At 44.7% G+C, this 11,538-nt stretch carries 11 protein-coding genes; 9 read left to right on the top strand and 2 right to left on the bottom strand.

Annotation, left to right across the window (positions count from 1 at the left end):
- The first annotated feature begins 116 nt into the window (after positions 1–116).
- Positions 117–1,586 carry a stage IV sporulation protein A gene (gene spoIVA, locus NQ489_RS07295; protein ID WP_044962426.1) on the top strand — a complete coding sequence of 490 codons (1,470 nt, stop codon included), beginning with the start codon at positions 117–119 and terminating at the stop codon, positions 1,584–1,586.
- Positions 1,587–1,622: 36 nt separating this feature from the next.
- Here spoIVA and NQ489_RS07300 read toward each other — a convergent pair whose 3' ends face one another.
- Positions 1,623–1,784, bottom strand: a complete 162-nt coding sequence (locus NQ489_RS07300; protein WP_015525281.1) for a hypothetical protein — start codon at positions 1,782–1,784, stop codon at positions 1,623–1,625.
- A gap of 140 nt (positions 1,785–1,924) precedes the next feature.
- Here NQ489_RS07300 and NQ489_RS07305 point away from each other — a divergent pair, with 140 nt between their 5' ends.
- The 8 genes from NQ489_RS07305 to NQ489_RS07340 all read left to right on the top strand — a co-directional run bounded on the left by NQ489_RS07305 (position 1,925) and on the right by NQ489_RS07340 (position 10,593).
- Positions 1,925–2,755, top strand: coding sequence for a transglutaminase domain-containing protein (locus tag NQ489_RS07305; protein ID WP_044962429.1), 831 nt, complete (start codon positions 1,925–1,927; stop codon positions 2,753–2,755).
- Between the two features lie 16 nt (positions 2,756–2,771).
- Positions 2,772–3,434 (top strand): hypothetical protein, encoded by a 663-nt coding sequence (locus NQ489_RS07310; RefSeq protein WP_021653018.1) that lies wholly within the window; start codon positions 2,772–2,774, stop codon positions 3,432–3,434.
- A 132-nt stretch (positions 3,435–3,566) separates the two neighbouring features.
- A complete protein-coding gene (locus tag NQ489_RS07315; RefSeq protein ID WP_326929031.1) occupies positions 3,567–4,859 on the top strand; it encodes an MBOAT family O-acyltransferase in 1,293 nt (430 codons plus the stop codon).
- Positions 4,860–4,874: 15 nt separating this feature from the next.
- Positions 4,875–6,272 carry an alginate O-acetyltransferase AlgX-related protein gene (locus tag NQ489_RS07320; protein ID WP_021653020.1) on the top strand — a complete coding sequence of 466 codons (1,398 nt, stop codon included), beginning with the start codon at positions 4,875–4,877 and terminating at the stop codon, positions 6,270–6,272.
- A 15-nt stretch (positions 6,273–6,287) separates the two neighbouring features.
- Positions 6,288–7,259 (top strand): SH3 domain-containing protein, encoded by a 972-nt coding sequence (locus NQ489_RS07325; RefSeq protein WP_021653021.1) that lies wholly within the window; start codon positions 6,288–6,290, stop codon positions 7,257–7,259.
- A gap of 28 nt (positions 7,260–7,287) precedes the next feature.
- A complete protein-coding gene (locus NQ489_RS07330) occupies positions 7,288–8,247 on the top strand; it encodes a transglutaminase-like domain-containing protein (protein WP_021653022.1) in 960 nt (319 codons plus the stop codon).
- A 146-nt stretch (positions 8,248–8,393) separates the two neighbouring features.
- A complete protein-coding gene (locus NQ489_RS07335; RefSeq protein ID WP_015525272.1) occupies positions 8,394–9,218 on the top strand; it encodes a S8 family peptidase in 825 nt (274 codons plus the stop codon).
- Positions 9,219–9,381: 163 nt separating this feature from the next.
- On the top strand, positions 9,382–10,593 hold the full coding sequence (locus tag NQ489_RS07340; protein ID WP_021653024.1) for an NADP-dependent isocitrate dehydrogenase: 1,212 nt from the start codon (positions 9,382–9,384) through the stop codon (positions 10,591–10,593).
- A gap of 122 nt (positions 10,594–10,715) precedes the next feature.
- Here NQ489_RS07340 and NQ489_RS07345 read toward each other — a convergent pair whose 3' ends face one another.
- Complete coding sequence (locus NQ489_RS07345) at positions 10,716–11,513, bottom strand: sirohydrochlorin cobaltochelatase (protein ID WP_021653025.1); 798 nt, start codon at positions 11,511–11,513, stop codon at positions 10,716–10,718.
- Between the last annotated feature and the right edge of the window lie 25 nt (positions 11,514–11,538).

Here is an 11,538-nt window from a genome sequence, read left to right on the forward strand (position 1 = left end):
TGATGAACAGCAGCATATAAGAAGCCTTCCGGGCATATACTGTGGTATGCGGGAATTATCTTTTGCAGATGGTTTCCGGAGCTTACAGGCCAGTATATGCAGGGAGGCTTTTTTATATGGAAAACTTTCAGGTTTACCGTGATATCCAGGCACGGACGGGCGGGGATATCTACATAGGGGTTGTGGGCCCGGTCCGTACAGGAAAATCCACATTTATCCGGAGATTTATGGAGCTGGTGGCACTGCCTGCGCTTAGTGAGGGGAAAAGAGCAGAGCTTCAGGATGAACTGCCGCTCAGTGGTGCCGGGAAAATGATCACAACCGTAGAACCAAAATTCATTCCAAAAGAAGCGGTGGAGGTATCCATAGGGGAAAACCAGAAGATCCGGGTGAAGCTTATTGACTGTGTGGGCTTTCTGGTAAAGGATGCATCCGGAAATGTGGAAGAAGGCAGGGAACGGATGGTCAAAACACCATGGCAGGAAAAAGCGATCCCGTTTCATGATGCGGCCCGGATCGGGACGGAAAAAGTGATCAGCCAGCATTCCACCATCGGAATTGTAGTCACAACAGACGGAAGTTTCGGGGAGATTCCCAGAGAAAATTTTATCCCGGCAGAGGAACAGACCATAAAAGAGCTGAAAGTCCAGGGAAAACCCTTTCTGATCCTGGTAAACTCCCAGACTCCCTACAGCGAGGAAACCGGAAAAACTGTAAAACATCTGGAAGAGAAATTTGGAGTATCCGTTCTGGCAGTCAACTGTGAACAGCTTCGAAAAGAGGATGTGACCAGGATCCTGGAGAAGATTCTTTATGAATTCCCGGTCAGTGAGATAGAGCTTTTTGTTCCCAGATGGGTGGAGATGCTTTCTCCGGAACATGAGGTAAAGGCGGCTCTGTTAAATGAGATTCGGGAAAAGATGACCAGACTTACTCATGTGCGTGATGTAAGCAGAGAATCAGTATATCTGGAAAGTCCATATGTGGAAGATACATTGCTTGAGCAGGTCAGTCTTTCCGATGGAAAAGTCCGTATCCGGATCGCAGTAAAAGACATTTATTATTATCAGATGCTCAGTGAAATGAGCGGGATATCCATGGAAAGCGAATATGAACTGATCCAGACCATAAAAGAGCTTGCCGGTATGAAGGAACAATTTGTAAAAGTCCAGGCTGCCCTGGAAGCGGTAAAAGGAACAGGGTATGGGGTTGTGGTGCCTGAGCTTTCCGAGATCACTATTGAGGAACCTGAGGTGATCCGTCAGGGAAATAAATTCGGAGTAAAGATCCGGTCAAAAAGTCCGTCCATTCATATGATCCGGGCGGGGATCGAAACGGAGATCGCTCCGATCGTTGGTACAGAACAGCAGGCGGAGGATCTGATAAAGTATATCAGAGAAAGCCCGGAGCGAGGGGAAAGTATCTGGGAGACCAATATTTTCGGAAAATCCATCCAGCAGCTGGTGGAAGACGGAATCCGGAACAAGCTGGCCATGATTAGCGAAGAAAGTCAGGTGAAGCTTCAGGATACTATGAAGAAGATCGTAAATGACAGCAAAGGCGGACTGGTGTGTATCATCATATGAATGGAGAATAGAATTGCAAAGCAAAAAGGACGTTCTTCAGCAGACGTCCTTTTTTTGATGTTGTTTTTTCCATTCTGCGATAAACTGAAGCTGTTCCTGGTCAGATAGTTCCTGGGAAGCGGCGTCATTTCCTGCAGCGGCACAGCAGAAAAGAACAAAGATCTGGAGTCCGAAGAATACAAGAAAAAAGAGAAGCATAGAAAAACCTCCTTTATTTTTCAGATATGTTAAGTATTGGAGGAGATAATGTATTTTATACATTATATTGCAAGAAAATCAGAGCAATGCTATAATTATCACCGGGTATGAAGATTTTTAAAACAGGAGGAAAAGAAACCATGAAAAAGAGAAGATTCGCACAGCTTGTTCTCATGATCACAATGCTGTTTTGCCTGACATTTGGCACAGTGTGTGCGCAGGCGGCAACAACAGCAACCACAACAACCGTAAAAGCAGCTGTTAAAAATGGCTGGAAAAAAGAGGGCGGTCAGTATTATTACTACATCAAAGGTAAAAAAGTTACCAACAAATTAAAAAAGATCAATGGTGCGATATATTATTTAGGCTCGAATGGTGCAAGAAAGACCGGATGGTATACAGTAAAATCCGGAAATACCTACAAAACCATGCAGTTTGCTTCCAACGGAAAATACACTGGGAAATCCAAAAAAGCAAATGCAGAACTGATCAAGATGACAGATTCAGTGCTTCGCAGCCAGAAGATTTCTGCAAGTCTGACTACAACTGCGCAGAAAAAAACGGCTCTTCAGAAATTGTTTAACTATTCCAAAAAATACGGATATATGAGAATGAAGGGCTTTGACGGAAAACCTTTGCAGTTTACAAAAGGTAAAAGCCAGATGTTTGCATATCTGACCATGGGAATGGAAAAAGGAAACTGCTACGGTGTTGCATCAGCCTTTGCAGTACAGGCTAAACGTGCAACAGGACTTCCGGTCCGTGTATGCTGGGGAAAAAGTAATGTATTTAATAAAAATAAATGGCAGCCACATGGATGGACAGAGATCAAGATTGGAAATACCTGGTATACATTTGATGCAAATGCAGCAGGAAACAAATCCAGAAAAGATGTTAAATATTATATGCAGAAATCTTCATCCATGAAAAAATACTATAAAACTGAAGGAAGAGAAGATATCGTTCTCTAAAGAACAGGAGCAGATCATGAAAAAGTGGACAAAGAAGATCCTGGCAGCAGTACTTTGTCTGATGATGCTCCAGATGCCGGTAGCTGAACCGCTTATTGCGGTTCAGACTGTACAGGCAGCATCTACAGCCAAGGTAGCCAAGGTAAAAACCGGTCTCAAAAAAGAGGGCGGACAATACTACTATTATGTGAAGGGAAAAAAAGTAAAGAATACATGGAAAACCGTGACTGTCGCTAATAAGACTACCGGCAAAAAAATGACATACAGATACTATTTTTCCAACACCGGAAAGGCTTATAAAGGTGGAACATTCTTCGGGGAGAACTATCTCCTTGTAAAAAAGATCGGCGGGAAATACTATGGATTTAACCGGTATGCACAGATGGTAAAAGGCGTTTATTATTCTGCATATGGACAGTCCAGAGCCGGATTTTATGCTTTTAATACAAAAACCGGTGTATACGATGCCAGAACATCTTCAAGATTAAGGAAAGCATTTGTAAGAGAAAAGAGTTCTGCAGCACTGCGTAAAGCCCTTGGTAGACCTCTTCGTACCAGAAAGACAGATGGCTGTTATGGTGACGGACAGGAATATCTGTTGGAATACACAAGATTCTGGGTCAATACATACAAAGACAAAAAAGGGAAGGAAATCGTACTGGACGTGATCAGCAAATAAGATTCGCCAGACCGATAAATAAATATAATTATGGTTTTCAGTTCAATGGTATTTCTGTGTGTATTTCTTCCGGCTGCTTTTTGTCTGCATCTCCTTTTACCTGGGATGCGGGCCAAAAATTTTTTGCTTGTAGTGGCAAGTCTGGTCTTTTATGCATACGGAGAACCGATTTATGTAATATTACTGGTTGCTTCATCGGCGGGCAACTATATTTTAGCGCGCCTGACAGGGGAATGTCCGAAGATCCGTAAGCTCACAATGACATTGGCTGTGGTGATAAATCTCGGTCTTCTTGTGATCTTTAAATATTCCGGATTTCTGGTGGATACATTTAATTCTGTTACCGGTGCCGGAATTCCGGTTCCGCAGGTCCGGATGCCGATCGGAATATCGTTTTTTACTTTTCAGGCACTTTCCTACGTGATCGATGTTTATCGGGGAGATGCTTCGGTTCAGAAGAATTTCGGAAAGGTGCTTCTGTATATCTCATTTTTCCCACAGCTGATCGCGGGACCTATCGTCAAGTATCATGATGTGGAGGCGGAGATCAATAATCGTAAGCAGACGCCGGAGGAAATCGGAAAAGGAATCCGGCGTTTCATTGCAGGTTTGAGCAAAAAGGTTCTTATCGCCAATACAATGGGACTTGTGGCGGATAATCTCTTTGGTGCGGCAGCAACCGGAATCACCGGTCCGGGTGCTTGGCTGGGCGCAGTTTCCTATATGCTGCAGATCTATTTTGATTTCAGCGGCTACAGTGATATGGCGCTGGGACTCGGAATGATGTTTGGATTTCATTTCCATGAGAATTTTGATTATCCTTATATTTCTGCCAGTATCCGTGAATTCTGGAGAAGATGGCATATGTCTCTTTCAGGATGGTTTAAGGAATATCTGTATATTCCGTTAGGGGGAAACCGCAGAGGGAAATTCCGTACAGTGGTCAATAAAATGATCGTTTTTGTGTGTACAGGTATCTGGCATGGTGCCTCCTTTAATTTTCTGTTCTGGGGAATTTATCATGGCTTTTTCCTGATGCTGGAAGAGTATATCCCATTTATCGGGAAAAAGGGCGGAAAACTCAAGAGCTTTTTTCAGCATGTCTATGCACTTCTGATAGTTTGTGTTGGCTTTGTGTTTTTCCGTGCGGACACTATGAAGCAGGGATGCTTCTGGATCAGAGAAATGTTTACGGATTTTGGATGGAAGGCTTCCGCAATGAGCCTTACACTGCAGCAGCTGACACCGGTATATCTTGTAACGCTGGCAGCGGCACTGGTCGCAGCAGTTCCGGTAAACAGCATGCTGAAAAAGTATAAATGGTATGAAGGCTTTACCTATGTATTAAGTCTGGCTGGTTTTGCGCTTTGTGTATTGAGCCTTGCCGGCGGAACCTATAATCCGTTCATCTATTTTCGATTTTAAGAGGAGGCAGAAAACATGAAAAAATTGCAGGTGCTTTATATTACTGCATTTTTTGCAGCTTGTCTTGTGCCATCTCTGGGGATGGCGGTGACAAAGCAGGAAGCATCGTCTGAAAACCGAAGACTGGCTGAGTTTCCTGAACTGAAAAAAGAAAACGAGATCAATACCCGTTGGCTGCCGGAAGCAGGCGAATATTTTCAGGAACATTTTGCGTTTCGAAATGAGCTGGTAACGGCAAATGCCCTTTTGAACGGGAAGATTTTCGGAGTATCTACTGCAGATGGTGTGATCCAGGGAACCGATAACTGGCTTTATTATAAGGATTCGCTGGAGGATTATCTTGGAGAGGAGCTTCTTTCCGAGAGAAGCCTTTTTAATATTGCACATACATTGGCCATGATGCAGGAGACATTGAATGAAAAAGGTGTGCAGTTTCTTTTTACTGTGGCACCTAATAAAAACTCACTCTATGGAGAGAACATGCCGTACTATGACAGCCTGAAGGTATCATCGGACAAAAACCTTGTTAATCTTCAGAAATATCTCAGGCAGGAGCAGGTTTCTTACGGAGATCTGTATGAGACTCTTTCAGAAGAGAAAGAAGTTCTTTATCACAAAAGAGATTCACACTGGAACAACAAGGGTGCTGCAGTTGCGGCGGAAACATTGCTGTCTTCTCTGAAAAAGGAGCATGTTTCCTATAAGGAGGAACCCTATACTATAAAAACAGATTTCACAGGAGATCTGGATGAGATGCTGTATCCTCTTGCAACGACACCGGAAGAGGAAGTTTATTATGACAGACAGACAACATTTGCCTATGTGGGAGAAGTGGTAAGTAATTTTGATCCGAAGATCACAACGGTAAATCCTGTGAAGGAAGGAAGTCTGGTCATGTTCCGTGATTCTTTTGGTAATGCACTGCTTCCGTTTATGGCAGATGCTTATTCCAGTGCGTATTTTTCCAGAGGAGTACCTTACCAGATGAGTGAAGTGGATGAGAAGAATGCAGATACTGTGATCGTGGAACGGGCAGAGCGTTTTCTCCCGGAAATGGCACAGTCACCGCCGATCATGGAAGGACCGGAGTGTCAGGTGAACGTTACGGAAGAAGATACGGTTCCTGCCGGTGCCGGAGCAGTTCAGTGCGAGATCCAGGGAAATCTGGAAAAGATCACAGGTTGTATTGAAGAAAAATATCTGGATATAGACAGCAGGATTTATATAAGATTGAACCATGATAAGATTTATGAAGCATTTCCGATGGATGTTTCCACAGAAGATGGAAAAACGGACAGCAGCGGTTTTTGCTTATATCTGGACCGTTCACTTCTTGCAGCAGACGGAAATCAGATCGAAATTCTTACAGGCAACAAAGATTCAGCCCGTATAATAGGCGGACTGACACTATAAAGGAGGATATAAGAAATGAGAAAAAAAACAGTACAGGTGCTTTTAGGGGCAGCATTGATCGCAGCGATGTGTCTGGGGGCACCGACAGCTGCTTTTGCAGACGAGACAACGACAAAGGAGGAAACCGCAGAGAAAACTGGCGATAAAGATTCCGCAGAAGAAAAAGAGACCGCAGAGGATTTTCAGATCGGAGAGCTTACAGTAAAAAATCAGAGCGGACTTGAGGTGAAATCCGCAGAGCTTCAGGATGCAAAAGAGGATGACAGCAAAAAGAAAGACTCCAAGGATGCGGCAGGTCAGGATCTAGTGATCACCATGAAAGATGGTACAGAGCATACCTTCCGGAATGTGACACCGGATGACTGGAAAGAACCTGTTTTTTATAATGAGTATGAGATCCTTTATATTTCCTATACAGATGAAAAAGGAAAATCTCAGGAAGCGCTGGAAGATGCGAAGGAGACTGAGCTGGAAGAAGCTGCCACTACCTATGCAAAATCCAATGTAAATATCCGTGAAAAAGCGGATACAAAATCAAAATCCCTGAAAGTAACATCTCTTGGAACCGAGTTCAAGGTAACCGGTGTATGCCCTGGATGGCTGAAGGTTGAAGGAGATGGTGTTAAGGGATATGCGGCACATACATACTTCACTTCCAATAAAGATGAGATCGACAAGCTGGTAGCAGAGCAGAAAGCAGCTGAAGAGAAAAAAGTGGCAGAGGCAAAAGCGGCATCAGAGGCACAGGCAGCAGCAGACGCGCAGGCAGCGGCAGACGCGCAGGCAGCAGCGGACGCACAGGCAGCGGCAGACGCACAAGCAGCGGCAGACGCACAGGCAGCGGCAGAGGCACAGGCAGCAGCAGAGGCAGCAGCATCAGAACCTACCGAAGTTAGCCGTCAGGCCTATGATGACTGTGACGGAAGTGGTCATGGCTACTATGAGATCACCTATTCTGACGGAAGTGTGAGATACGAAGAGTATTGATCAGAATGAACGATAAGGAAAGATACGTATGAAAAGATTAAAATTGTTTTTTATGGCGATGGTCATGCTTTTTGCGGTGCAGATCTGCACGGTTTCCGTAACCTGTGAGACGCAGGCAGCAACTACTACGGCAACTGTAAAGAAGAAAACCGGTCTCTACAGAGAAAAAGGAAAATATTACTACTACACCAAGGGCAGAAAGATCAGAAACCAATGGAAGACCGTAAAGGGAAAACGGTATTATTTCGGGCCTAAATATTATGCGTTAACTTACCATAACAAGATCGGTTCCAGGATCTATGTGTTTGATACTGCAGGACGCCTTTTGAACGGAAAGACGTCACGTATCGTAAATGTAGGAAAATATTCCTATTACGTAAATAAATATGGAAATCCTTCAAAGGGTTGGCTGTGCCTTCCGGATAGAAATCTTTACTATGCGGATTCCTGGGGACGTTTTTACAAAAACCGTACTCTGGAGGGAATCCGGTTTAACGGAAAGGGGCAGGCTGTAAAAAATGATATGCGCAGTCTGAAGCTGCATTGTATAGGCGTGGTCCAAAATATTACAAGAAGTGGAATGTCCAAAAGCCAGAAGCTACAGGCGTGCTGGAGTTATGTGATAAATAATACCTATTATTCATCTGCCTATTATCCGAATTTAAATCAGAATGACTGGTGGAGAATGACTGCGTGGAGAACGCTTGCTACAGGAAAGGGAAACTGTTATGGCTATGCCTGTGCATTTGCCGCACTGGCAAGAGAGATCGGATATGATCCCTATGTGGTATGCGGTCGTGTTCCGGGAACCAGAGATGGAGCCGGGGATGGCTTTACAAGACATAGCTGGGTGATCATAAACGGACTTCATTATGACCCGGAAGGACAGGCTAAGGGCTGGCATACCGGTGTTTATGGAAGCTACAGCTACGGAATGGATAATCAGATCCAGAAAACAGTTAATTTCCGTACAGGAAGAGGAAACTAAATAAAATATACAGCAAAGATCCCGGGGATTCAGATGTAAGATCCCGGGGTCTTTTTATATAAAACGAGTAGCGGGAAAGATGTCCGCAGAATAAGCTAAAGAAAGGTCAGATGTCCGGCGGGAGAGCTTTGGAAAGGTATAAAAGGATGTATACAGGAAAAGGGATAGGCGTGGCGGTTCTGGATACCGGTATTTTTCCTCATATAGATTTTGGCAGCCGTATTTCCGTGTTTCGTGATTTTACAGGAGTCAGACGCAGCCCATATGATGATAACGGACATGGGACTCATGTCAGCGGGATCCTTGCAGGGGACGGAACTGCATCAGGTGGAAAATATAAAGGGGCTGCACCTGGCTGCAGTATCGCTGCTCTGAAGGTTCTGGATCGTTTCGGGAACGGAAGCAGGGAGGATGTGATGCGGGCATTTCGGTGGATCATGGAGTTTGGAAGCATTTATCATATCCGTATCGTTAATATTTCAGTGGGAACAACATCCCGGGATCATAAGGAACAGACAGATCTTCTTGAAGGAGTGGAAAAACTTTGGGATCTGGGATTTGTGGTGGTAGCTGCAGCAGGAAATCAGGGACCGGGGGCCGGCACGGTAACAGCACCGGGAAGCAGCCGGAAAATCATTACCGTAGGCTCCAGTGATATGCTGAATGGCAGAAAGGCAGTTTCCGGAAGAGGCCCTACTTTTGACTGTGTGTGCAAACCGGATCTGGTAGCGCCGGGAAGCCAGGTCATTGCCTGTGCACCGGGACTGCCGTACTCATATGGGCTCAAAAGCGGAACCTCCATGTCGACGCCTCTGGTGTCAGGAGGGATCGCCTGCCTTCTGGAAAAAGATCCCCGGCTTTCTAATGTAGAGGTAAAGATGTTGTTAAGAGAAAATGCAGAAGATATGGGACTTCCCAGAAATCAGCAGGGATGGGGAAAATTTAACTGTGAAAAACTGTTGGCAGGCTGAATTATTATACAATTCTTATAAACATAGTGTGGTAAAGCACAAAAGCGTTGACGGAACCGGAAAATATGAGTACAATGTACAGTAAAAGTGCTGAAGAAAGATTCTAAAGGAAAGAGCACCTGGAATCCGAACAGGAGAATAAACCTCAAAAGGAGAAAATAATATGGAAAAAATCAAAATGCAGACACCTTTAGTTGAGATGGACGGAGACGAGATGACACGTATCCTGTGGCAGATCATCAAGGATGAACTTCTCACACCGTATCTGGAACTGAATACAGAATATTATGATCTTGGTCTTGAGCACAGAAATGAGACAGATGATCAGGTTACCATTGATGCAGCAGAAGCAACCAAGAAATACGGAGTAGCCGTAAAATGTGCCACGATCACGCCAAACGCAGCCAGAATGGAAGAGTATGACCTGAAAAAAATGTACAAGAGTCCAAACGGAACGATCCGTGCTATTCTTGATGGAACTGTATTCCGTGCGCCGATCGTTGTAAAGGGAATCGAGCCATGTGTAAAGAATTGGGTGAAACCGATCACACTTGCACGTCATGCATATGGAGATATCTACAAGAATACAGAATTTTATATTGACAAGCCGGGCGATGCATATCTTGTATTTGAGGGCGAAGACGGAGAAGAGCGTAAGGAGCTGATCCAGCATTTTGATGGAGCAGGTGTTCTCCGTGGCATGCATAATCTTGATGATTCCGTAAAGAGCTTTGCGAGAAGCTGCTTTAATTATGCACTGGACACAAAGCAGGATGTATGGTTCGGAAGCAAGGATACCATTTCCAAAACATACGATGGAAGATTTAAAGAGATTTTCCAGCAGATCTTTGATGTAGAGTTTAAGGATAAATTTGAGGAAGCCGGCCTGACCTATTTCTACAGTCTGATCGATGATATCGTAGCCCGTGTTATGAAGGCAGATGGCGGTTTTATCTGGGCATGCAAGAACTATGACGGAGATGTTATGAGCGACATGGTATCTTCCGCATTTGGCTCTCTTGCCATGATGACCTCTGTACTGGTATCCCCGAAGGGATATTTTGAGTATGAGGCTGCCCACGGAACAGTTCAGAGACACTATTATCGTCATCTTGAGGGAAAAGAAACATCCACAAACTCCGTTGCAACGATCTTTGCATGGACAGGAGCTCTCCGCAAGAGAGGCGAGCTGGACGGAAATGAAGCACTTGCTGATTTTGCAGGAAAACTGGAAAAAGCAACACTGGATACCATTGAAAGCGGAAAGATGACCAAGGATCTTGCACTGATCACTTCCCTGAAAGAGGTACAGGTATTGAACAGCAAAGAGTTTATCCTTGCTGTAAAGACAAAACTGGATGAACTGATGGCATAAATAACAGGAATTTCAGAACTTCAAGTAATTTCATAAAAAATAAAAAACTGCACCGGAAGATCCTGGGATGGATCACGGTGCAGTTTTTTTATGAGGGATATATATGGATCATCTGATCTCTGTCAGACCGAAACGTTCATGGCCTGCTGTACATGTTCCACAAGGATCTGCCTGACCTGGGGATATTCTCCAAGTCCCTTCAGTACAGGGGTGACTTCATATCCTTCGGAAGAAAGACGGTTCATCCAGGAGTCCGGATCTGCACCGGCCAGATCGTTCTGTGCATGGTCGCCGGCTACGATCATGAAGGGCGCCAGCACGATCTTTTTCGGATGAAAGCTGTCGGCAGCCCGGAGAAGGGAGTCCAGGGCCGGATAGGCTTCTACAGTTCCAAGAAAAATATTTTTATGTCCGGTATCTTTAAAACGGTAATCCAAAGCAGCATAAACCGTGTTTGCGTAGTGTTCTGTTCCATGTCCCATCAGTACAAGTGCAGTGTCCGGATCCATGTCCCGGAATTCATCTGCAACTACCCGGACGATCGCCTGGTTATCTTCTTCTGTTGTGAGAAGAGGATTTCCGAAAACAATACTGGAAAAACGGTCACGAAAAGAAAGCGCATCAGCTTTCATCTGATCATTTTCGATACCGTTGATCACATGAGTCGGCTGTACGATCACATCGGTGATACCATCCAGAAGCATCTGTTCCAGAGCCTCCTTTACCGTGTGGATCGTAAGACCGTCCCGCTTTTTCAGTTTGGCAATGATCATTTTGCTTGTCCATGCACGGTAGGTGGGACAGGCCGGGAATGCATCGGCAATATCGTGCTCGATGGCCTCGATGGTAAGCTTACGGGTGTTTTCATAGCTTGTGCCGAAACTTACTACTAGGATCGCTTTTTTTGAAGCTGAGTTCATACGGGGATTTCCTCCATCCTGATAA

The sequence above is a fragment of the Blautia sp. KLE_1732_HM_1032 genome (genome assembly GCF_025147905.1).
GTDB classification, from domain to species: Bacteria; Bacillota; Clostridia; order Lachnospirales; family Lachnospiraceae; genus Blautia_A; species Blautia_A fusiformis.

Bases quoted from the DNA above. Each gene is read 5' to 3' on its own strand.
- NQ489_RS07340 (WP_021653024.1), top strand. From the start codon at position 9,382: ATGGAAAAAATCAAAATGCAGACACCTTTAGTTGAGATGGACGGAGAC.
- spoIVA (WP_044962426.1), top strand. From the start codon at position 117: ATGGAAAACTTTCAGGTTTACCGTGATATCCAGGCACGGACGGGCGGG.
- NQ489_RS07345 (WP_021653025.1), bottom strand. From the start codon at position 11,513: ATGAACTCAGCTTCAAAAAAAGCGATCCTAGTAGTAAGTTTCGGCACA.
- NQ489_RS07320 (WP_021653020.1), top strand. From the start codon at position 4,875: ATGAAAAAATTGCAGGTGCTTTATATTACTGCATTTTTTGCAGCTTGT.
- NQ489_RS07330 (WP_021653022.1), top strand. From the start codon at position 7,288: ATGAAAAGATTAAAATTGTTTTTTATGGCGATGGTCATGCTTTTTGCG.
- NQ489_RS07300 (WP_015525281.1), bottom strand. From the start codon at position 1,784: ATGCTTCTCTTTTTTCTTGTATTCTTCGGACTCCAGATCTTTGTTCTT.
- NQ489_RS07305 (WP_044962429.1), top strand. From the start codon at position 1,925: ATGAAAAAGAGAAGATTCGCACAGCTTGTTCTCATGATCACAATGCTG.
- NQ489_RS07310 (WP_021653018.1), top strand. From the start codon at position 2,772: ATGAAAAAGTGGACAAAGAAGATCCTGGCAGCAGTACTTTGTCTGATG.
- NQ489_RS07325 (WP_021653021.1), top strand. From the start codon at position 6,288: ATGAGAAAAAAAACAGTACAGGTGCTTTTAGGGGCAGCATTGATCGCA.
- NQ489_RS07335 (WP_015525272.1), top strand. From the start codon at position 8,394: ATGTATACAGGAAAAGGGATAGGCGTGGCGGTTCTGGATACCGGTATT.